The following is a 23316-nucleotide window of genomic DNA, read 5'->3' as shown; positions in this document are numbered from 1 at the left end:
ACTTTGTATCGTCTATTCATTTTTCTTATACGGGGACTGCTGTTGCAAAAAAATAAAAATAATGGTTGAATTGCATTTTTTGTATTGTCACATCCGATGTTACACGATATAATCTACTTGTCTTGCAGGATGAAATTATAAAGGATGGTGAAATTTTGAAGAAATTTTCAATTCTTTTACTCGCTGTAACCCTGTTATTGTTGACAGTCTCCACGGCACCTGCTACATATGGTGCGGCCAGTTATCCCAACACAGGCACGAATGGTTTAACGGGTTTTGCCGGTAACGCCAAAAATGAGAGTGGTGTATCCAAATCAGCCACGACAGGTGGCAAGAACGGTCAGGTTGTCTACGTCAGCAATCTGAATGATTTGCGAACGCATATGGCAGGCTCAACTGCCAAGATTGTAGTTATTGAACAAAATATTTCTTCCTCTACGTTGCAAAAAGTCGAATTTGGATCGAATAAAACGTTGATAGGTTCCTTTGATAAACACACACTGACAAACATTCATTTCAGATCGACGTCCAGTTCAAGCAATGTCATTTTTCAGAATCTGACTTTTGAACACGCTTCCAATATTAATGCTAACGACGATATCCAGATGTATATTACTTCAGGCTCCAACTACTGGATCGATCACGTGACGTTTTCCGGCCATAGCTACAGCTCGAGCGGCAGTGATCTGGACAAGCTGCTATATATTGGAGATCGCGCAGATTATATTACGATCAGCAATTCCAAATTTGCGAACCACAAATACGGAATAATTCTCGGATATCCGAATGATGGCAACAGCAGCTATAATGGTGTACCTCATGTAACCATGGCAAATAACTATTTTGAAAACCTTTATGTACGTGGTCCTGGTCTCATGAGATACGGTTATTTCCATATCAAAAACAATTACGCCAATAACTTTAACCAGGCCATTACCATTGGCGAGAAAGCTCGCATTTATTCTGAAAATAATTATTTTGGTGCGGGCGCTGAAAAAGGCGGCATTCTGGATGATAAAGGAAACGGGGAATTTACGGATACAGGCAGTACACCTGCATTAAACAGTCCATCATCTCCTCAAACTAGTTGGAGACCAAGCACCAACTACAGCTATGAAGTGCAGACAGCCAGTTATGCCCGCGAGTTTGTCACCAAGTATGCAGGTTCGTCTAACAACACACTTGTGTTCGGAAAATAAAAGGTAGCTGACCACCTTAACATGTGAAAGCCCGTATCCTTGATGCGGGTTTTTACTATGGAGAAAACCAAATAAAATATCTGAAATATTAGTACATATTATATTCCTTCATATATTAAAAATTTATAATAAAAATCCGATATACATTAAGTGTGTTTTCATGTTTATGAAGACCTAATGTACTATAACAAAGCCCTAGGATTTTGCAATTTAATCATAAGCAAGGACCATAGACTGATAAAAGATAGTACAGAAATGTTTCACCATCGTATTTAATTGATGAAAAGGACGGGAAATTCATGAATCGTTATGATGAAATCATCTGGAGAAGGAACAAGCTAATCTGTATCATCCTGTGGGTTATTGTTGCCATCGGTTTTGGTATGGCCTTTCTCGCACCCAAGTTACTTGTTTCTAATGGAGTAGCAATTTTATTTACAGGTTGGGTAACGTACGCCAATATCAAAAAGAAGTATATTCATGTGATTCCGTGGCTTTGTACACTCCTGATTACAATCTGTGGCGTCTATGCAGGCTGGGGAAGTGTTAACATCACTTTAAGTCTGGTCATCACTTCAGTATTGTTGCTCTATCCCGATAAAAAACTGTTCACAACCGGATTTCTCGTACTGCTTGCTATTAGTATTCTTCAGGTTGTTCTAGTGGAAACAAAGAGCTCTGAGGAGTTTATTGGCCATATTGTTGATGTAGGCTTGTTTGCACTGACCGGAGCCATTCTGATGATGGTTTCCCAGTTGAATCAAAGACTCTTTTGGGATAGCGAAGCACGTTGGCAAGAGGTGGAGCATTCCAAAATGAGAGTGGAAACGATGCTTGTAAGGGTCAAAGAATCCGTAGAGGGCCTATCTCGTTATACGGACCAACTGAAGCAAAAAGTAACCGACACCGGCTCCATTACCCATGAAGTGACGCTTGGATTCAGTGAAGTGGCCAAAGGCGTTGAATTTCAAGCTACTAGTGTGGCTGAAATTTCAGAGTCCTTGTCCTTGTCGGACCAGCATATTCGAGATGTTGCTGCTTACTCACTTCAGATGAAAGAACTGTCAGCCAGCATGGCAACGAGCACGAAAACAGGCAGTACACAAATGGATCATCTGAATGTTCAGATGCAGGAGCTGTATGAAACGATTAATACCACAGCCGATGATATGAGTAAGTTTAACGAGGAAAGTGAGTCCATGTCGCTAATGCTGAACAGCATCTCGGATATAGCGAACCAGACGAATCTGCTTGCGCTCAATGCAGCAATTGAAGCAGCTCGTGCAGGTGAACATGGACGCGGGTTTGCAGTTGTATCGGAGGAAGTTCGCAAACTGGCGGAGCACTCCGGTCATTCGGCCAGCGATATTGCTGCTATTTTGTCCCGTTTGAGAGGACAGACACAGGCGTTGACGGATCGATTTGAGCGCATTCGGCTTGCTTTGGAAGCAGGAAAAGACAGTGTGCAAACGGCAGAAGAAGTTTTCCGTACGATCAACAGCAATTCTCAGCAAGTATTGAATCAGGATGCAGATATCGAGAGCAGTTCGGTCACCATGAGAGAATCCTCTACGAGAGTGGTTAATGAGGTTTCGGAGATTTCAAGTGTGACCCAGCAATCGAGTGCTGCTACGGAAGAAATTCTTGCCAGTATGGAAGAACAGCGCAATCTGACCCAGAAGATGGTGGACAGCTTCGGAGAACTGGAGCAGCTGATTGTGGACCTGAACGAGTTGGTATCGGATAAGAACGAAGTAGGTTCTGCAACGGGTACGCTGTAAAATGCTTAGGCTGCAGTTAGCCTGCTGCATCGGAGTTACCTGATTACACCAATTTTATATTCAAAGTTCAGTTACTGAGCCTGTCTCCAACCATGAAATGGAGGCAGGCTTGGTTGTTTTTAGATGGCTTATCCCTCTGCCCGGTTTCAATGAAACGATTGTGGATGTTCATTCAGGCCCACTATAATGGGAGGAATAGGAATATGCAAAAGCAATTGATGATAGGAAGTTTGGGTAATTGGAGGAGCAGAACGTGAAGAATGCAGTAATGGAAAAAAGGACGGATAGCGGCGATCGTACAGATCCAGCAACGAATAAAAATTGCGGTAGTCGCATTCGATTCTATGATCGGAACTCGGTTGAAGATATGGACTGGCCCAATACGGAGGATGGCAGATATGCAAGAGCATATTTGGAACCCATGATGTTGCAAGGGACGCAGGGCTTCATGGTAAACGTAAGCACAACCCTGCTCATCGCCCGGATCGACGATCTTGTGCTTCCGTTGACGGTAAATGATGCAGAGTATGAAAATTCTTACGTTTGTTCGCCTTATACGCATTATGTACGGTATGCCAAGCAGGAGTTGATGCTGCTTCGGAAACCGTTGCTGGAGAAGGGGCTTTCCGTGCTGCTCAGTGCGGTGGGTTGGGGAATGCAGCGTTCACAAATAAACAAGGTTGTACATATCAACAATTGGCTGTTATCAACGAACCTGTATCCGGCCATGTCCGGTGAGCAGGCGGTTTGTCTGCTTGAAGCGGTAAAAGAACGATATCCTGAACATGCCGTCATATATCGTTCCTTGTGCCCAGGTCTTCACTCGGATCTGACGGAAAAGCTGAAGCAAGCAGGATCTCTGCTGATCCCGAGCCGGCAAATCTATCTGTTCCGGGCGAATGATCCGAATTTCGGCAATGCGAAGTCGCGCTGGCTGCTCAAGAGAGATTATGAATTGTTGACCAAGCATGGATATGAATTCGTTTCCGAAGCGGATCTGACGGAGAAAGATATTCCACGAATTGCGGAACTGTACAAGCTGCTGTACCTTGATAAATACTCTTATGATAATCCGCAATTTAGTGAACAGTTCATTGCTACAGCAAAAGCTTCGGGAGCGCTGAGTTTGTATGGTCTGCGGAAAGAAGGGCGTATCGATGCGGTTATGGGATACTTCTGTCGAAATGGGGTAATGACAACACCGTTGTTCGGTTACGATACGGCCCTCCCCCAGTCTATCGGGCTGTACCGTATGCTGTCAGCTTGCCTGATTGGACAGGCCCGTGAGAACGGTCATCTGCTGCATGAGAGTGCTGGTGCTGCGCAGTTCAAACGCAACCGTGGCGCTGTGTCGGATTTTGAGTATTCTGCCGTGTATGAGCGTCATCTGCCAATGAGCAGACGCTGGTGCTGGCTGCTGCTTGAACGGCTTTTAAATCGCGTAGGTGTGCCGCTGATGCGTCGGATGAAGCTGTAAACTTGCACAACTGCGCGCTGACGCCGTCCTATGTGGGGTGCGCGTGCAGGTTTGGCTCCGCACACAGCAGGTCAGTCTTCGTAAAACGTACACTTATTTTGATTCGCCTCAAACATAATTGTGCGTTAATCAGGTATGTTCGGCCAACTGAACTTCGAAGCCATCTGGATCGGCAATGTAAATAAACCGCAGATGCGGATTGGGCTGGACGGGACCTCGTACAATCGGGATGCCTAATGCGGCGAGCTGCTCCATGGCTTCGTTCAGTGAACTTACCTCATAGCCGATCGAAACACCGGTCTCTGACTTGAGTGTGGTTTCGCTGCCCTCAATCAGTTCCAACTTCGTTTCATTTTCCAGTCCCAGCATGGCAATCTGCCGCCCCCGGCTTTCGAATCTGCGCTGAATCGGTAGACCGAGCATTTCGTGGTAGAAGCGGAGTGATGCTTCCAGATCGCGTACACGCAGTGTGATCCAGTTTAATCTGATCAACATAATGAGTCTCTCCTTTTTTGCGTCATATTCATCAACGTCATGCTTATTATACGATAAGCTTGTGCGTGGGCCTATCATACCACGTTACCTTTAAAAGTGAATTCGAAAAAACCGCCCAAGAATATTCCTGGGCAGTTTGGTTAAGAGTGCCGTTTAATGAGCGGGCACTTTTTTTTATTGAATCAGATCAATTGCATCCTGTGGCACAAAAGTTTCTACGCCATTGTAGACAATAACGCCATCCAGAGTTGTCTTTTTACCATTAACGAGTGCGATATTTTTGTAGATTTGCAGTTCAAGCTTGGTGCTACCTTTTGTTACGAGGATTTTCGGATTTTTAGCATCCGTCAGGTCCAGCTTGTACGTTGCACCTTTGGCAGTAAAAGCCTGTTTGGCAGGGACAAATAATTGTTTACTAACGCTATCGAGGTCAAGGTCCAGCACACGTGCCATGTATTTGGCCACATCCGTGTTGTCGATAACACCGAAAGGTCGATCATTATTCGGAGCGTACGTATATAGCACAACATCTCCACCCGTATGTCCGCCAGTGGTCCAGCCGATGCCGGAACGTTTGCTGATCATCGGTCCAACCGTATAATTGAGGCTTCCCGGGCTTGCCGCTTTAATGGCCGCGATTTCCTCGGAAGTCAGGTCGGTAATGCCATAGTATTGCTTCATCACGGCTTTGATATTGGTGCGTTTGGCATCCAGCTTGGATTCCAGACCTTCGCCTGTCAGCTTGGCCTTTTTCAGAGGTCCGATAAATGTGGACAACGGCTCTTTGTCGTAAGTACCTGTAGTTGAGGCATTGCCGATCGTCAATCCACCGTTCTGGTGGTCCGTGACAGCGACAACGACGGTTTCTTGATCTTTTTTGGCAAAATCCATGGCTACTTTGACAGCATCATCGAATGCCAGCACATCACTGATAATGCCGATTGGATCGTTGGCATGTGCTGCCCAGTCGACCTTGCTGCCTTCAACCATCAGGAAGAAACCATCTTCATCTTTGGACAGAACTTCGATCGCTTTAGTTGTCATCTCGGCGAGGCTTGGCTGTTTTGCTGGATCACGATCCATATTGTAAGCCATGCCTGCCGGGGCAAACATGCCCCACAGCTTGCCTGAAGTGGAAGCTTTCATCGCTGCCGGAGTAGTCACATAATCGTAGCCCAGTGCTTTGATGGATGAGACCAGATTTTCGCCATCTTTGCGTCCCGCAGGCTCCAAATAACTGCTTCCTCCACCGAGAACCACGTCCATACCGTTATAGACCTGCTGTTTGCTCAATGCATCATAATTTTTGCGATCCGGATAATGGGCTGAGAAGTCCGCTGGTGTGGCGTGCATAATTTCAGATGTCGCAATGATTCCAGTTGCTTTGCCTGCCAGTCTGGATGCTTCCAGGATCGAAGCGACCGGTTTTTTGGCATCCCCCGGGGCGATGGCTTTTTGTCCAGGCATTGTTGCTTTATCCGGCAGCACTCCGACATAACCTGTATGTGATTTGTGACCTGTAGCAAAGGCTGTTCCCGCAGGAGCCGAGTCCGCAATCGGCGCATCCGCAGAGTGTGTACGAACCATGCCACTAGCCATGGAGTCGAGTGTAAGAGAGGAACCTTTGTACCAGCGAGTCAAAGCTGTTGCATCGTTCGCCATACCGTCCGGGATCAGGATGATTACATTTTTGATCGGTGAAGCAGATGAGGTGGTGTCTTCCACAGCCCATGCTGCACTACTGCCTCCCAGCGTAGCTGTAACAATGGTCGTAACCGCGAGCATCATTTTGGCGGCACGGGTATTGAATCGATTGAACATGAATACATCCTCCTAATGATATGTATAGTTTGGTATCCAAAACCAGTGTATACAATCAATGATAAATGAGCGTATGTACTCGATTAACTAAATGTAAATTTTACGATTAGAGAAAGGCGGCTGGATAGGTACTGAATATTCGTCATCTCATTATGGTGGAGACCAGTTGCTTCAATGAGCCAGCACTTCTCTCTTGACGGAACGAGGAGAGGACAGCACATATCCAGCAAGGAGCTTTCAATCAGTATGGGCTGGCCGTGAAGCACGTTTGCATAAGAATCACAAACAGGATTAGCGACCTATGGTATAGAATTCGTAGTGTATAAGGTGTATGCAGGATGAAATAGAGAGCTTGATGAGAGAGGTGAGGTGACCATGATTGATATTATTGCGCTTCGACGAGACCTTCACGAACATCCAGAGCTGGGATTCACTGAATTCCGTACGGCTGCCAAAGTCGTGCAGATGTTAACGGAACTGGGGTACCGTGTGACCTATGGAAAAGATGCGATTGATGACAAATCGCGGCGAGGTCTGCCAAAGCCTGAAGTGTTGGAAGATGCATATCAGCGTGCCCTCGATGAAGGCGCAGATCCAGCGATTGTGCAGCAGATGCGAGGGGGATTCACGGCGGTTGTCGCTGAGTTACAAGGAGAAGTGGAAGGACCAACAACGGCGTTCCGCTTTGATATGGATGCACTTCCGATCTGTGAGAGCAAGTCGGACAAGCATATACCACAGGTGGGGCAATTCCGCTCCAGTCATGAAGGCATCATGCATGCTTGCGCACACGACGCACACACTGCCATTGGGCTTGCTCTTGCAGAACGTTTGAGTAATCGGAAGTTCGCCGGGAAGATCCGTCTGTTGTTCCAGCCTGCTGAAGAAGGTGTGCGTGGTGCGCATGCCATGGTCGAAAAAGGCATGCTGGAACAGGTGGACCGTCTGTTCTGCATACATTTGGGTACAGGTGTGCCATCTGGTCATATCAGAGGGGCGTCTACTGGATTCCTGGCAACGACCAAGCTGGAAGCCCATTTTACAGGTGTGTCTTCTCATGCCGGAGCTACACCGGAGGAAGGACGGAATGCTTTGCTTGGAGCCTCTACAGCACTCCTTAATATTCATGCGCTGCCTCGGTTTAGCACGGCAGATACACGCATTAATGTGGGTATTCTTGAAGGCGGAACAGGGGCCAATATTATTCCCGAGCACGCACGGATGGTGATTGAAACCCGTTCAACGACAGAAGAAACGAATCGTGAGCTGGAGCGACGAGTGCGTCAGATCATCGAGCACAGCGCGGCGATGCATGAGTTAAGCTCTACGGTTGAAGTCATCGGCGGTGCAGTTCCTATTCGCTGTGATATGGAGCTTGCAGAGCTTGCTGTGCAGCAAACAGAAGGCATCGCAGGATTTACCCATGCGCAGGCTATTTCGGACGGTGCTTCACTCGGAAGTGAGGATGCCAGTTACATGATTCGGCGCGTACAGGAACAAGGTGGGAAAGCTACGTATATGATTATTGGCAGCGAGCTGCCTGCTCCGCATCACCATCCTGAATTCGATATTGATGAAGCCGTGTTGGCTCCTGCGGTGGAACTGCTGGAGAGATTGGCACGAACACACTAGAAGGATATATCTGCAACCAAGGAGAGGTTTTGACTTACATATCGGTCAAGGAGGTGAACGCGCTTCAAGGCAGGAGCACGAGCGAACGTACCAATCGCCAGTTGGCTGAGGCGACTGCATAAGCGTTGCAGGCGCAGCTCAAAAATGGCGGCGGGACCTTGGAGCAGAGCTGGATGAAACATAAACAGGATCAGGGGTTCAAACCTCAAACATTGCAGCAGACGAAATATGGAGCCATTGACGGCAAAACCTATGAACAATACGGTACGCTCGGCTGGCTAGGCGTTCCTTATGCAGCACCTCCGGTAGGTGAATTACGCTGGAAAGCGCCGCGTGAACCGGATTCATGGACAGGCACTCGAACAACCAAGGAATTTGCTGCGAGCAGCTTGCAGTTATCCGGCGAAACGATAGCCGGAAGTGAAGACTCACTGTATCTCAATATTTGGCGTCCGAATACAACCAGTTCGAAGCTTCCGATTGTGGTGTTTTTGCACGGCGGCGGGAATATGACCGGATCAGGTAAGGATTTTCAGGGTGAACAGCTTGCACGTAACACGAATAGCATTATCTTATCGGTGAACTATCGTTTGGGAGCTCTTGGGTTCTTTCGAAACGCGGCATTGAAAACCGGAAATGCTCTTGATGATTCGGGCAACTATGGATTACTTGATGCATTCCGTGCACTGCAGTGGGTACAGGATAATATCGAGGGCTTTGGCGGAGATACAGGAAATGTTACTTTGGCCGGGCAGTCGGCCGGAGCGCGTGATGTTCTGGCAGCGTTAGTCTCGCCGCTAAGCAAAGGGTTATTTCAGAAATTAGCTGCTTTCAGTGGTGGTCTGACCACGGCTGCACCGGAAGAAGGCGAGCGAAAATCCGAGGATACAATTGTGAAATTACTCGTGCAAGAGGGAAAAGTGACCTCTATCGAACATGCGAGAACATGGATCGGTAAGCAGTCTCAGGCACAGATGGCGAGTTATTTGCGTGAGTTGCCTGCAGATAAACTGGTCACTGCATATGGTTCAACGGCAATTCGTATGCAGCCATTCCCACATTTGTTCCATGACGGGACAGTCATTCCAAAAGAAGGCTTTGATGCCATCAACAGCGGTAATTATGCACAAGTGCCTGTTTTGCTCGGCAGTTTGGAAACCGAGTTTTCCAGCTTTGCCTTTGGTGATCCAAACTTTGTACTTTCCATTCAAGATGAAACTCTGTTTACAGATGAAACCAAGGCCAAAGAGTATAACGCAGCTCTGAAATACGGCAGTGAGGCTTATGCAGGCTTCAATGCAGAGCGGGTAGCTGAACGCCTGACGAGTGAAGTGGGACGGCCACCTGTATATGCCTATCGTTTTGCATGGGGCACACAACCTGGGGTCATTTCCGAAAGACTGCAAACATTAATGGGCGCGCCGCATGGCGCGGATATGGACTTTTACACAGGACACACAGACGGTGTCGCCGCCCTTTTCCCTGAAGGTTATTTTAGTGAACAAAACAAACCTGGCCGTGAGGCATTGTCTGCCGCGATGGCAGCATACTTGAAGCAATTCCTCTATACAGGCAACCCGGGTCGTGGTGGATCGTCAGAACGGGCTGAATGGACACCTTGGACAAAAGATGCCGGAGCACCAATCATGCGCTTGGACGCAAGCAATACTACCGCAGTGATTGGCATGTCTACACAATATAATGGAGGCAAGGATGCCGTAATAGCTAAAATGAAAAAAGAATTGCCAGACGAGACATACAAGTTGCTGACGGAGCAGGTATTTGCCGGACGTTTTTTCTGGGAATAAGGACGGGATTAAGCTATGCGAAAGGACACGAGAGGATGATCTCTCGTGTCCTTTTTTAGTTAAAGGCGTATCTCTTTATTTTCAACCTGAACATTCGATTTCGACAGGTGGTTTATGGTTCATTTTCGGTTTGAAGTGTAGTGATTTTCGTCATGGGGCTGGTCTAAAAGCAGAAATTGAGGTAGAATTATTGAGAATTATTCTCAATTAAATGAATCTCTTTCTGAAAGTTAAGATCAAGTTATAGACGAGGTGAGAACATATGGGTTTCGATTCGTTAGCTGTCGTATACCAGCATTACTTAACGCAGGAACCATTCAGTCAGCAAGATGAAAATACGTACCTGCTCTCTGCTAAAGCGGGCAGTGGCAATATAAAAAGAGTAACCACGTATAGTGGTATCGAAATTGTGTATTCTCAGATTAAATATAGTGAACCGTGCTCTACGTTCTTTGCGTCGAATATTCCCATCATTGAGCTTCAATTCGCATTGTCAGGTGCGCGTTACGTAGATATATCTGGTCAGGAATATACGCTGGCCACTGGGCAGGGAGCACTCATTATGATGCGTGATTTTGAAGCCTGGTTTCATCCACCTGCACTGGAGAATTATACTTCTTTTGCTATCGGAATTCCTATCTCATTGTTTAATTATGCGGGCGCTCAATTGGCAACGAGCCAGTCCATTCGGTTTCAGGACATTTTAGGACATTGTGTGTTCAAACCGATCATATTTCAGCTGGATCACAGAATTCGAACGATGATTGACAGTCTGATTGGGGAATTGAACAACCCCTATAGATCTTCCTTAATGATGGAAGCGACCGCATTGGAGATATTGAATCGGTTTATGATTCAGCTATTTGATCTGGCACCTATCCCTTCGGGATTTTCCAGAGAGGATATACGGAAGTTGCATACTGCCCGAGAGATTATGGAGGCATGCATGGTGGACCCTCCGTCCCTGCTGGCGTTGTCCAAACAGGTGGGTCTAAACGATTTTAAATTGAAAAAAGGATTCAAGGCGTTATTCGGCACTACCGTATTTGAATATTTGCGCCAGATTCGTCTGGATAACGCCATGAAATTGCTGCGCAGCCAGCAGAACAACGTTACTGAGGCAGCGATAGCAGTTGGTTACAGCAATATCAGTGCCTTTTCCCAGCAATTCTATCGCAAATTCGGCGTGAAGCCATCGGAAATGAAAAAAATATATTAATAATCCGTCTAACCGTTAATTGTTCCGTATGGAGGCAGTCGACACTCTCTCAGCCTTGTATACTCCAGGTACAGTGGATACTGTACTGAAAAATAAAGGAGTGTATGAGCGTGAACAGAATTAGAGGAAGTATCTTTTTTAGCGTATTTGCAGCCATGTTGGGTCTTATGCTTATTGCTCCCATTATGCCGCCGCTTATTCGTGAGCTGGGGATGAAAGAAAGTCATTCCGGGCTAATTATTTCACTCGGGTCCATCGCCATGGCTGTGATGGGTCCGGTATGGGGCAGATTCAGTGATCTGAAAGGCAGAAAACCCATCATATTGATTGGATTCATAGGCATGTCCATAAGCTGTGCGTTGTTTGCATTGGCGATGTATAGTGGATTAAATGCGTGGATCGGAGGGGGCCTGCTGTTAACTCTTCTGATTGTAACACGGAGCTTGATCGGTATGTTTATTCCGGCAGTGCTATCCTCCTCTCAGGCGTATATGGGCGATGTGACGGAAGGAAAGGAACGAGGGAGCGGGATGGCACTGATTAGCGCCGCCAATGGGCTGGGACTTGTATTTGGTCCTGCGATAGCAGGTGCTTTTACGATTATCGGTCTGCTGTGGCCGCTTTATTTTGGTATTTTTATTGCGGTAGCGGCGTTTATTATCGCTTTGTTGCTCATTCCTGCTGCCAAACCGGTCATTCAGGAGAAAGCGCCCAAGGTTAACCCGCTCCAACGCGGTTTGCGTATGTATCTTGCTGCCGGGTTGGTTACAATGATTGGTATTATGACGTTACAGGTTGTGGGTGGATTTTATTTTCAGGATCAGCTCGCATTATCTCCAGGAGCTACAGCCAGAATGGTCTCATTCGGACTCATGTTCTCCGGAGCTGCAATGCTGATTATGCAGGTAATTCAGATGAAGTGGTTGAAATGGCAGCCGCGGCCAATGATTTTGCTCGGGTCCCTTTTTCTGCTCACAAGCATGGTTTTGTTTCTGATTTCCAGTCAATTGGTAGCCTATTATCTCTCATTCTTCCTGTTCGGCATGGGTTCGGGTCTGATGATGCCTGGTTTCATGGCGGGAGCTTCTCTTTCGGTCAGCAAAGAACAGCAGGGTGGCGCAGCCGGATTGGTTGCAGCGATTCAGGGCATATCTGCCGTGATTACCCCTTTACTGACAACAACGCTGTATCAGGTGGATAAACATATTCCCTTCATGCTGGTAGCCCTGTTGGTTCTCGTCATGGGTGCAGTCATGCTGGGGGTGAGGAAAAATCAAACCCATTCCGTTGCCGGGTAATGTTATTAACCTAACTGAACCACAACTTTGCGGCATAGAAATGTCGCTGCGAATCCGGTCATTGCGTCCAGTTGCACGCCAATCTGTTCACCTTCGTAAGCGAAGCTGAGCTGCAAGCAGACATTTCTTTCCTCGGCGGGAGAGATGTTCTTAAACTGCACATCTTCAAAATTAAAGTCGAGGGGCTGTTCCAACCCGTCTGTGGAAGTATGAGTAATCGTCAGGGACAGATGTTCATACCTAGCGCCTTGATCCGCATTTTCCAGCTTCACATTTGTTAGTTCATCGTAGTGAAAGGGTGGGAAGAACCCCAACGTATCGATTACGTTCTGGGCACCTTCAATGGAATTAAGTGGTGAGAAGACCATTTCAAACTGCCAGGCTTCCACCAATCGTGACTCATACTGGGGATTTGTGTACAGCAGGATCGAATCAGGTCCGCATTCTATTGCCATTCCAATAAATGCGGTCCAGTCTGCTGTTCCAACCTCACCAACAGTTATCAAAATCTGATCTTGAGCATGCAGCCTTAATTCGCAGTCTGTATTGAAGTGTACTCGGAAGGTGGGTACCTTCACCTGCCATCCCGTATTCGGGGCAAAATAAAATTCCTCCCGCTCCACAGATTTTATGCTAACGTTCCATGCCGGCTCCTGATTCATGCAATCCCCTCCGAATAAGCTTTGAAAACTGGCAAGACACTTCACTTGGCCCTGATCATCTCTCAGCTGCAGCTTGCATCAGCTTGTAAATCTGGCGGGTCGTGTTCACGTTCCGGACCGTCATATATTTGTAGACCTTGGAGCCTATGAGCTTGTTCATACCACTTTTGGTGACAAGTTCTTTACTGACGGAATATAAAATAGCTCCGGGAACATATAGCAATGTGCCGATCTCCGGTTTGATGGGCAGTTTGTCCAGAACTGAAGCATCATTCACTTCATCCCAGAGGAACATGACATCACTTTTGGCCGTGGCATCATTCGTCCAGTCCTCCGGTAGTGCTTGAATAACAGTTCGGACTTCATCCAGATTACGTACCATCACTTTGATCTGTAAGCCAAAATCGACAGCTATGGCTTGTTCAAGAATTTGGGATAATTCCGTATTCGCATCCACGCGTTCCTGATGATCGGCAAAGACAATATTGCCTGAGTTGATATATGTCACCACATCCAGCAAGCCAGCTTGCTCAAAGGTTTCTTTTAACTGTTTCATATTGATTTTGTTATTCCCGCCCACATTAATGCCCCGAAGCAAAGCAACATAAATCATGATTCAATCCTCCGTATCTTGTGATCCTTTACTTTTAACGAAATGACAAATATTCGAATAAATGTGCAGTATGCTCTACTCCAAGTAAATCATTCAATATAGGTTCGACATGCTCCAAATATTCGGGTTTGGTTTCATAAGTTTCCTCGTCCTTCAATTCCCCGTCATAGGCCCGTGCAGCTTCAATCAGGATGGCGAGTGCATTGAAAAAGTCTGTTAATGAATCGGCAATAAGCTGAGGTTCTTCACCTGCAAAAGCAGCATATACCGGTGAATACGGTGCAACTGTATCCACAATCAATGGATCATCATTAAAATTCGCGATGACAACATGATTTTTTTGCCAAGAGGCTGACTCCTCATAAGGTTCGTTCATTCCGATCCAGCGGTGCCCCAGTTGTTGACGATAGAGATGTTCAGGTGCAACAAAGAAGATTAGAGCTGCATCACCGATCTCGACAGCTGCACTTTTCATTTTGAGTGTGCCTTTGGCCTGTTCATCCATCATCTCGTACTGGCTGTACAGATATTGCAGCTCTGGAGAGAGCGGGATTCGTTCGTCCACTTCCGGCTGGCGATGTTGTTCACGAGGACGAAGATCATGATTTTTGAAAAGTCCATAAGCTTCATTATATAAATCTTGCTGCTCCACAAAACGGATTAGGGCTGCCTTCAGTTGTTCCATCGGTGTCTGATTCCTCCTTGTGTTAGGCTTATTTTCAAGTGGTTACATACACTCATAATCATAAGAATTATCATATATCAAAATGGTAAAATCTACACCCTGTGGTTATATAAATTGAACTAAACATTTACACGAGAACGGAGAGGACAGAAATAACCTGAAGAAGCGGCGGAGCATCCGGAATTGCACCTATGAAAAAGGAAATCAAAAAAACCTGGGGATAAAAGCGATCGGAAGGTTCCCTGTCATCGGAGTGGCAGTGTAAATATTCTTTAGTTCAATTTATATAGTTAATATTGAATGCGTTTACAGTAAACTAAGATTATGCTATACTTTTTCTCAAATGAGGATTGTTACTGCTTTGGCAGGCAAAACCTGAATGTCGATATGCGTGGACTCTGTCCAACTCATATTGATGTTTGGGTTTTTTTGCATTTTATGGACCATATTAAGTAGCAGGCTAACATCGCAGACATTCCCAAAAACACATCGCGTGGAACACAAGAAAGGGGAACAACACGAACATGAGTACTAGAAAATGGTTAAATGTTTTGGCCGCTGGCTGCCTCAGTGTGATTCTGATTGTCAGTGGATGCGCATCCAAAACACCGCAATCGGCTACTGAAACACCGAACAAGACAGCAGAACAGGAACAAAATGAACCTACAGAAACTTCAAATCAGTCCGCAACCAAAGCCAGAACGGTGATTACTACCGATGGTGAAGTGGATGATATGAACTCGGTTATTCGTTTTCTATTATACTCCAATGAAATGGATCTTGCGGGCATTGTACTGACCAGTTCAGTGTATCATTATGCAGGGGATGAGGAAGCAGGAATCAAACCTTTCCGCTGGACAGGTACGCAGTGGGTGTATGATATGATTGATGCCTATGGTGAGATTTATCCCAATTTGTCCCAACATGCAGAGGGATATCCGGAGCCGGAACAGCTTCGCAAGATGACCAAAATCGGTAATATCACTGACAAAGGTGAGATGGTGAAAGAAACGGAAGGTTCCGAATTTCTCCAGACGCTTTTCCTCGACGATGATTCCAGAGATCTGATTGTGCAGACCTGGGGCGGTACGAATACAACAGCCAGAGCATTGAAATCGATTGAAGAACAATATAAGGATACGGCGGAGTGGGAAACGATTCGCAAAAAAGTCAGTGATAAACTGGTGTTATACATTATCCTCGATCAGGATGACAGCTATAATGACTATATTGCAAAAAATTGGCCGGACATTCGTATTCTGAACGACCAATCGAACTTCTGGCATTTTGCCTATGCGTGGAAATTCCATACAGAGGAAGTCAACAGTAAGCTGCATGGCGACTGGATGATTAAAAACATTCTGGATGGTCATGGCAAGTTGTTGGATATGTATGCATCCATGGGTGATGGCAAAATGATTGAAGGCGAGCTGGACGAAGAGCAGCGCGGTAGTGCTGAATATCTAAAGAAAAATCCACAATATGATAAATACGATTTTATCTCGGAGGGTGATTCTCCATCCTTCTTCTATCTGATCGACAATGGCCTGCGCAGTATGGAAGACCCTTCTTACGGTGGTTGGGGTGGACGCTTCGGTGTAGTAAATGACAAGCTGTTCAGGAACAACGTTCTTGACTACGATCCGTATACCAAACGTTATGAGGCTGAATACTCTCTGATGAGATGGTTTGACGATATTCAGAATGATTTTGCTGCTCGTGCCGATTGGGCCGTCACGGATACGTATGAAGGAGCCAATCATAATCCGTCATTAACAATTAAGGAAGGATTGGACCTGTCCGTCAGTCCGGGTGAGAAAGTAACCCTTCATGCAGAAGGCCAAGACCCGGATGGGGATCAACTGACTTACAAATGGTGGAGATATTTTGAAGCAGATACGTACAAAGATTCCAACGTCCAGGAGGAGAAAGTCCAGCCTGAGATGGCGGGAGACTTGCAGCTTGGATTGCATCGTGAACTGGCAAAGGGTGAGAAGCTGGATACAATACAATTAGAGGACAGTGATACCAATGCTGTAACGTTCACGGTACCTGACGATGCCAAATCGGGCGATACCATTCATATCGTAGCGGAAGTACAGGATGATGGGGAGCACCAGTTGAAGCATTATCAACGTGTGATATTGACTGTAAAATGAAACAAAACAAAGAGGAGCGGTTCCCAAAAGTATAAACTTGGGGAGATGCTCCTCTTTGGTTTCACGTCAATCATTCACCAAAAGGTGTACCTGGTCCTGGTGCTCAGCGCTGCTGGATACCTGACCAGAAAACATTCCAGGTGATCGCCAAAGCCTGCTCGTAGGATTGTCTTGTCTCATACACAAGCTGCACATCAAGACCATCCATAAGCGTTACGAAGGCTAAAGTTGCTTCTTCTGGACTTAAACGGATATCTGGATGTCTCGCGAAAACTTCTGCAAGCTCTTCCTTCAATGTGCCCAGATATGAACGGTACTGAGCCAGCACAAAATCATGGACCTCTAGTGGAGTAATAAAAGACAATATATACATAAAGGCCACATTCGGGTTGGTCAGGAACCGATTTTTGTGTTCAATTAAAAAGGCATGCAGTTGCTGCTCCAAAGGTTGTGCAGTCTCTTTTTGAAAGAACTGTTTTACGAATTGTTGTTCCTCCTGAACTACTTCCTCATATATTTCGATCAGCAGAGCCTTTTTTGTTGGAAAATGATAAGCAAGCGATTGCTTGCGAATGCCTGTTTCTTCGGCAATCTGGGCCATTTTGGTCCCTTCATAACCGTGGCGGTTGAAATGTTGGATGGCGATTTCTTTAATTCTTCTTTTACTCAAGGTTTACCTCCAGTTGGTTGGCTTGATCTCTCATCCGCTGTCTCCGTGAGTATACCAAAAATAATAATAGATATACCACAAAGACACCTATGGCAATATGATACACCATTGTATAGGAAAAAGCAGAAGCCATGATACCAAGCACTAGCGACCCGCCGCCAATACCAAGATCGAAGAAGTTGAAGAAGGAGGCCATGGCATTCTCGTGTTCATGTTCATCGACGAGATTTACACACCAGGTCTGAATGGCTGGGAAAATGGCACCAAAACCAAAACCGTACAGCGCCCCGGCGAGCAGGAAATGTACTTCATTCTGGGCTACTGTTAGCATAAACAGTCCAGCGATTGCAAATCCGGCTGATGGCAGCAATACCGAGCCTGGCCCTAACCGATCAAACATTTTCCCAGAGAATAATCGAACTGCAAAGCTGGCTATCGCCACGATAAAGAAAAACCAGGCTACATTCTCAAAACCGCGTTCTGAGGCAAACAAAGCCACAAATGACATGATGGAACCAGCAGCTATACCTACCAACATGATCAGGAGGGAAGGAAATAATACTTTTTTCTCGATTAGCTTGACTGTAGCAACGGGGAGCTCCGTTCTTTGATTGCCTTGGACCGGCTTTGGTTTTCGGGATACAAATACCGCCATCAGAAGGGCTAACAGCAATATGCACATCCCTCCCACAAAAAGACTTTGATAATTGTATCTGAACAACAGGCTGGTTCCAACCAGTGGTCCAATGGATATAGCTACGGTCTCACCCACTCCGAAATATCCCATGCCTTCCCCGCGTCGTTCTTTCGGCATGTTCTCCGTAGCTATCGTTGCGAAAAATGTTGTCGCCAAACCAAAGCCAAAACCGTGAATGACTCGTAACACAAGAATTATCCATATACCTGACGAGAGGTAGTATGCTCCAGTGCTTAAAGCACAGATTGCTATGCCGATAATCAGAAGATATTTTTTGTCCATTCTTGTGGCCAATACTGCTGTAAATGGCCTTACCAGGATGGCAGAGAACATAAAAATACCTGTGACAAGTCCGATTTGGGAAGCTTCTCCTCCTAGGGATGAAACGAATAAAGGCAGAGTGGGAAGCAGCATTTCAAAAGCCATAAACAAAAATGCATTAGCCAGCATAATAAAAATAAAGGATCTTCCCCACAATTTCTGAGGCAAATGGTTATCGGTCAGAGTGTTCATCGTTTTCCTCCGCAATATAATCTCTGTCGCGCGACATGTTTATCTGATTTTATCTGACGTTAGTCAGATTGTAAAGGTCTAAAAATAATTCTGTACGATGTCTATCTGTACCTTCCGAGATGAGGAAATTAATATTTTCTATCCATATCCCAGCATTTTCCGATATAATAACCAGATAGACAATACAAAAGGATACTACCTCAGAGAGGTGATTGTTGTGGCGATTGATGTACTTGTACGCAATAACGTGAAGGTGCTCGGTTCTGGCAGTCAAACGATTGTTTTTGCCCATGGTTTTGGATGTGATCAGGATATGTGGCGTTATATCGTTCCGAGCTTCATGGATAATTATCGTGTCGTTTTATTTGATTATGTAGGCTCTGGCCAATCTCAAATTAACTATTATGATGCTGAAAAATATAGCAGTCTGCGAGGATATGCACAGGATGTGCTGGAGATTATGGAAGCGCTCGAATTGAGAGACGCCATATTTGTCGGGCATTCTGTCAGCAGCATGATTGGCATGCTCGCTTCCATCGAAGCATCCAACTATTTTAGACATATTGTTATGCTGGGGCCTTCCCCGCGTTATGTAAACGATCTTCCGGGTTATTACGGCGGTTTTGATCGGCGTGACATTGATGAACTGCTGGAAATGATGCAGATGAACTTCATAGGTTGGGCCAGCTATCTCGCTCCGATTGTTATGCAGAATCAGGAACGGAAAGAGCTGACGGATGAGTTGGAAAAAAGCTTTTGTTCGAGAGATCCGCATATTGCCAGACAATTTGCGGAAGTGACGTTTTTCTCGGATTGTAGGGATGAATTGGAGCGCGCCTCGGTACCTACGCTCATTCTTCAATGCTCAGATGACAGCATTGCGCCTGTTGAAGTGGGGCATTACTTGCATACACATCTGAAGAACAGCAGACTTCAACAGATGACGGCCAAGGGACATTATCCACATTTGAGTCAGCCTGAAGAGACAAGCCGCTTCATTATAGACTATTTGCAGAGCGTGTAAATAAAATGAGAGGAAAGGCAATTATTTCATGGATATTCAATTAGATGTGGCTCCATGTGGCTACTTCTCGATCGCTGATTCGGGAATCATTCAATCCATTAATCAAACCCTGCTGACTTTGCTGGGATATGAACGCAACGAGCTGTTGGGACGACATATCGAGTCCACCATGTCTGTGACCAACAAGCTTTTTTTTCATACGTATTTCTATCCCTACATTCAGTTATATGGACATGTGGATGAGATGTATTTTTCATTTCGGACCAGCGATCAACAGGATGTTCCGGTTCTACTGAACGGGGTTCGCCAGACCCGCAATGGGGAAAACGTAATCGATTGTGTTGTGGTTGTCATGCGCAAGCGAATTGAGCATGAAAAGGATATTTTGAATACCAAAACGAAGCTGCAAGAGTTGTATCAAGCTACCCATGAAGCGAACAAGGAGCTTGAACGACTGCACGAAGAATACAAGGTGAAGCAGCAGGCATTGATTAAAGTAAATGATCAGCTGGAGACAATGGCCTCGACGGATCTGCTTACAGGACTCAAGAACCGCAGATTTTTTCAGGATAAAATGCTGGAAAGTTTGGCTCTCTTCCGGGATACTCAGTTTGTTTTCTCCCTTCTTGTCGTTGATATTGATCACTTCAAGAGTATTAACGATACGTATGGACATCCGATTGGAGATCTGGTTTTGGGTAACCTGGCAGGCCTGCTGCAATCGGTGTCACGAAGCACGGATGTGGTGGCGCGTTATGGCGGAGAAGAATTTGTCATTATTCTTGCGGATTGTGATCGAGAGCAAGCTGTAACTATAGCAGAGAGATACCGTTCACAGGTCGCCTCTGCCGATTGGGGAGAGTATAACATTACAGTGAGTATTGGCGCGGCAACGGTTTCGCAGGAAGATACAGATCAGTCTTTGTTTCAAAAGGCGGATCAGGCGCTCTATGCCTCCAAAACGGGCGGGCGAAATCGGGTGACCCATGCAGCCGAAGCAGCGAGTAATGGTATTAAGCCTTCATAATTGATTAATAACTGTCGATATAATATTCAGCACTATTATCTCTATTAAGAGGAAGTGAATATATCATTATGAATCAGGTTGAGGCTGTTTTGGCTGCAATACCATTTATTCGCGAAGCTACACGTCAGGATGTTTCCATATCGGTCATGGACCGGGAAAAATTCCTATTTTTCGAATCCGGTAACGCTTTGAAATATGATTTCAAGGCAGGAGACCCAATTGCAGATATACACAGAGACTTTAAGATGTTAAAAAATGAAGCCAAGACAAGGGAGCATTATCCGGCTGAGGTTTTTGGCATCGCTACGGATTCCTATTTCCTTCCGATTAAGAATGAACAGAACGAGATAGAAGCAGTCCTTTGCATTACATATAGTATGGATACCCAGGATCAATTGAAAAAACTGATGAATCAGGCAGGAGAAGTTACAAGCAGACTGATTGAAGGTATCCAGCATGTAGCTGCTCATTCGGAAGAGTTGAGTGCAACCTCGGAAGAAATTTTGAGCAATACGAAACGTGCGGTTGAAGATTCCAGTAATGTGAATGAAGTGGTTAGCTACATAAAAGAAATTTCAGAACAGACCAATCTGCTGGGTTTAAATGCTGCAATTGAAGCGGCGCGGGTCGGTGAAGCCGGGGCAGGCTTTGGAGTAGTAGCCACGGAAATCCGTAAAATGTCAACAGGGACAAAGGAAGCCACGGGACGAATAGAACAGTCTCTTGATGCTGTGAAAAAGTCCGTACTGAACATGGAACAGGAGATTGCCCAGATTTCAGTTTCTTCTCAAGAACAGGCCAAACTGGTCACAGAGTTTATGAGTGTAATTGATCAATTGAACGAAACCAATCATGGCTTGCGGAAACTGGTAGAAAAAATTACTGACGACGCTGAATAATAATTTGTAGCGTTTAATCCTGTACTCCATATCCTGAAGTCGAAAAAACGCTCAACCATCATCGTGGCTGAGCGTTTTTTTCGGTTTGTTTAGAGTTTCACCAATTGGAATCATATCAATCTACTCATGGCTCATAAATCCATTTCCAAGGGCAGGTGAACTGCCTTGGAGAGCGAAATCTTCGTTGGCTTCATCTACAAATTGGGGGTTTACATACAATGAATGTGCGTCATTTCCTGATCCATCCGTGTAGGAGGTGAAGCCGGAATACTCTGTATTTTTCCATACCCACAGGGCCTCTTCTTGTGGTGCAGGGGAGTAGTACACATTATAATCAAATACATTCCCCGAATTACTGGTGTATTCATTGTAAATGAGCACGTCAGAGCTGCCCGATACGAGAATGTTCCGTTTGAACGTATTGTTCTTCGTTTGGGCTTGCAAGAAGAGCTGCCCATTGCCTGCATCCAGCAGGTCGTTATCTACTAACGTATTATACATAATCGTACTGTCCTCGGTAGAGCCACGCTCCTCATCATAACCGCCCATGGCGATGCCTGTAAGCCTGTTGTGAAAAATCAGATTATCCTGTAACGTAATGTGGCTGGTCGAACGCCCGGCATGCTCCGAAGCAATCTCGATTCCGATATCGTTGCGATATACCCGATTATGGTCGATAATATGATTTTTGCCTCCATCTACATAGATTCCCCCAGCTGAATTGCTGTCATTAGGGAGATTCGTTCCATAGGACGGATTAAGATTGGAAGAGATATTATAGACCTCATTTCCCCGTATAATCCCGTTTCGCGCTAGATCGTAAGTGTCGTCCTCCGAAGTTCCTTCATACCCAATCAGATCAATACCGATGTTGTCGGTATCATGGATCGTATTGTCCAGTATCGCAAACGTATCCACATTCCCGTTGACTGCGAGTGACTCACTTGAGCCTAGCACGAGATCATACATTTCATTATCCTTGATGATAATATCACGCAATGCTTGGGGATGCTCCGTACCATATATCGCAATTCCATGGGCATCTCTGCCCTGTAAATCGGGTCCTGAAGGTGTAGCATCATTGGCAATGGAATGAATGGTGTTGCCCAGCAGTTGAATGTGCTCTCCTGCCCCGTGAACATATATGCCAGAAGGCACTTGTCCCCGAAGTGAGGTAGTAAAGTTGCGGATTTCAAGATTTTGAATCGTAATATAGCTGGCATTTTCGACTTCAATCAAACCCTCTATGCCGCGTACCGACAGACCTTCACCATCAATGATGACCCTCTCCTGTAGATAGCTGGAAAACAGGGTTGGATTGCCTGATGAATTACCGCTTCTGGTAATTTTAACTTTTTGGTGATAGATACCTTCCCGCAAATAAACGGTGCTTCCCGGGGGAGCATGGTCGGCAGCATGCTGCAACGTTTTCCAGGGAGCTTGAATGGTTCCTTTGTTCAAATCGTTTCCTTGTGGTGATATGTAATACATCTTCTGGGTATCCGGTACCTGCACAGCCTCGGGAGAAGGGATGGATGAAGCCTCGTCCTTCTGACAACCGGTTGCGAACAGAATCAGAGCCAGGAGTACAATTGCAGCCATACGATACAAGTTGATTCCTCCTTAATAACAAGCCA

The 23316-nt window shown here is 45.8% G+C and carries 19 protein-coding genes; 11 read left to right on the top strand and 8 right to left on the bottom strand.

What is annotated here, in order from left to right; all coding sequences use genetic code 11:
* The first annotated feature begins 155 nt into the window (after positions 1-155).
* The 3 genes from RS891_RS23805 to RS891_RS23795 all read left to right on the top strand — a co-directional run bounded on the left by RS891_RS23805 (position 156) and on the right by RS891_RS23795 (position 4457).
* On the top strand, positions 156-1199 hold the full coding sequence (locus RS891_RS23805; protein WP_113053631.1) for a pectate lyase family protein: 1044 nt from the start codon (positions 156-158) through the stop codon (positions 1197-1199).
* 299 nt (positions 1200-1498) lie between these two features.
* Entirely contained in the window at positions 1499-2980 is a 1482-nt protein-coding gene (locus RS891_RS23800; protein WP_315793375.1) for a methyl-accepting chemotaxis protein, read from the top strand.
* Positions 2981-3233: 253 nt separating this feature from the next.
* Positions 3234-4457: a GNAT family N-acetyltransferase gene (locus tag RS891_RS23795; protein ID WP_315793374.1), complete on the top strand. Its 1224-nt coding sequence runs from the start codon at positions 3234-3236 to the stop codon at positions 4455-4457.
* A 129-nt stretch (positions 4458-4586) separates the two neighbouring features.
* Here RS891_RS23795 and RS891_RS23790 read toward each other — a convergent pair whose 3' ends face one another.
* Together RS891_RS23790 and RS891_RS23785 are read right to left on the bottom strand one after the other, a co-directional pair.
* Complete coding sequence (locus RS891_RS23790; RefSeq protein ID WP_113053633.1) at positions 4587-4952, bottom strand: VOC family protein; 366 nt, start codon at positions 4950-4952, stop codon at positions 4587-4589.
* Positions 4953-5126: 174 nt separating this feature from the next.
* Positions 5127-6773, bottom strand: coding sequence for an alkaline phosphatase (locus RS891_RS23785; RefSeq protein WP_315793373.1), 1647 nt, complete (start codon positions 6771-6773; stop codon positions 5127-5129).
* Positions 6774-7148: 375 nt separating this feature from the next.
* Between RS891_RS23785 and RS891_RS23780 the strand changes: the two genes are divergently transcribed.
* From RS891_RS23780 to RS891_RS23765, 4 genes are all read left to right on the top strand, one after another.
* Positions 7149-8405, top strand: a complete 1257-nt coding sequence (locus tag RS891_RS23780) for an amidohydrolase (protein ID WP_315793372.1) — start codon at positions 7149-7151, stop codon at positions 8403-8405.
* A 173-nt stretch (positions 8406-8578) separates the two neighbouring features.
* Positions 8579-10213, top strand: a complete 1635-nt coding sequence (locus RS891_RS23775; RefSeq protein ID WP_315793371.1) for a carboxylesterase family protein — start codon at positions 8579-8581, stop codon at positions 10211-10213.
* A gap of 262 nt (positions 10214-10475) precedes the next feature.
* Entirely contained in the window at positions 10476-11432 is a 957-nt protein-coding gene (locus tag RS891_RS23770) for a helix-turn-helix transcriptional regulator (protein WP_064636122.1), read from the top strand.
* A gap of 110 nt (positions 11433-11542) precedes the next feature.
* Positions 11543-12730 (top strand): MFS transporter, encoded by a 1188-nt coding sequence (locus tag RS891_RS23765; protein ID WP_315793370.1) that lies wholly within the window; start codon positions 11543-11545, stop codon positions 12728-12730.
* Between the two features lie 5 nt (positions 12731-12735).
* On the opposite strand, the gene RS891_RS23760 is transcribed toward RS891_RS23765, so the two are convergent.
* The 3 genes from RS891_RS23760 to RS891_RS23750 are packed head-to-tail and all read right to left on the bottom strand — an operon-like array spanning position 12736 to position 14690.
* A complete protein-coding gene (locus RS891_RS23760) occupies positions 12736-13392 on the bottom strand; it encodes an Imm50 family immunity protein (protein WP_315793369.1) in 657 nt (218 codons plus the stop codon).
* 55 nt (positions 13393-13447) lie between these two features.
* Positions 13448-14005 carry a DUF1697 domain-containing protein gene (locus RS891_RS23755; RefSeq protein WP_315793368.1) on the bottom strand — a complete coding sequence of 186 codons (558 nt, stop codon included), beginning with the start codon at positions 14003-14005 and terminating at the stop codon, positions 13448-13450.
* A 34-nt stretch (positions 14006-14039) separates the two neighbouring features.
* Positions 14040-14690: a hypothetical protein gene (locus tag RS891_RS23750; RefSeq protein WP_315793367.1), complete on the bottom strand. Its 651-nt coding sequence runs from the start codon at positions 14688-14690 to the stop codon at positions 14040-14042.
* Between the two features lie 524 nt (positions 14691-15214).
* Here RS891_RS23750 and RS891_RS23745 point away from each other — a divergent pair.
* A complete protein-coding gene (locus RS891_RS23745) occupies positions 15215-16849 on the top strand; it encodes a nucleoside hydrolase-like domain-containing protein (RefSeq protein WP_315793366.1) in 1635 nt (544 codons plus the stop codon).
* A 103-nt stretch (positions 16850-16952) separates the two neighbouring features.
* Here the strand turns inward: RS891_RS23745 and RS891_RS23740 are convergent, their stop codons facing one another.
* Positions 16953-17519, bottom strand: a complete 567-nt coding sequence (locus RS891_RS23740; protein ID WP_315793365.1) for a TetR/AcrR family transcriptional regulator — start codon at positions 17517-17519, stop codon at positions 16953-16955.
* Positions 17512-18729 (bottom strand): MFS transporter, encoded by a 1218-nt coding sequence (locus RS891_RS23735; protein ID WP_315793364.1) that lies wholly within the window; start codon positions 18727-18729, stop codon positions 17512-17514. The genes RS891_RS23740 and RS891_RS23735 overlap by 8 nt, the downstream gene beginning before the upstream one ends.
* 217 nt (positions 18730-18946) lie before the next feature.
* On the opposite strand from RS891_RS23735, the gene RS891_RS23730 reads away from it, so the two are divergent.
* The 3 genes from RS891_RS23730 to RS891_RS23720 all read left to right on the top strand — a co-directional run bounded on the left by RS891_RS23730 (position 18947) and on the right by RS891_RS23720 (position 21679).
* On the top strand, positions 18947-19753 hold the full coding sequence (locus tag RS891_RS23730; protein WP_113053642.1) for an alpha/beta fold hydrolase: 807 nt from the start codon (positions 18947-18949) through the stop codon (positions 19751-19753).
* A gap of 28 nt (positions 19754-19781) precedes the next feature.
* Entirely contained in the window at positions 19782-20780 is a 999-nt protein-coding gene (locus RS891_RS23725) for a sensor domain-containing diguanylate cyclase (RefSeq protein WP_113053643.1), read from the top strand.
* Positions 20781-20848: 68 nt separating this feature from the next.
* Complete coding sequence (locus RS891_RS23720; protein WP_113053644.1) at positions 20849-21679, top strand: methyl-accepting chemotaxis protein; 831 nt, start codon at positions 20849-20851, stop codon at positions 21677-21679.
* Positions 21680-21799: 120 nt separating this feature from the next.
* Here the strand turns inward: RS891_RS23720 and RS891_RS23715 are convergent, their stop codons facing one another.
* Positions 21800-23281, bottom strand: coding sequence for a right-handed parallel beta-helix repeat-containing protein (locus RS891_RS23715; RefSeq protein WP_315796414.1), 1482 nt, complete (start codon positions 23279-23281; stop codon positions 21800-21802).
* Positions 23282-23316: the final 35 nt, after the last annotated feature.

This window comes from Paenibacillus sp. BIC5C1 (assembly GCF_032399705.1).
Taxonomy (GTDB): domain Bacteria; phylum Bacillota; class Bacilli; order Paenibacillales; family Paenibacillaceae; genus Paenibacillus; species Paenibacillus taichungensis_A.
The sequence above is the reverse complement of the archived record's forward strand: the minus strand, read 5'-3'. Positions and strand labels throughout refer to the sequence as shown.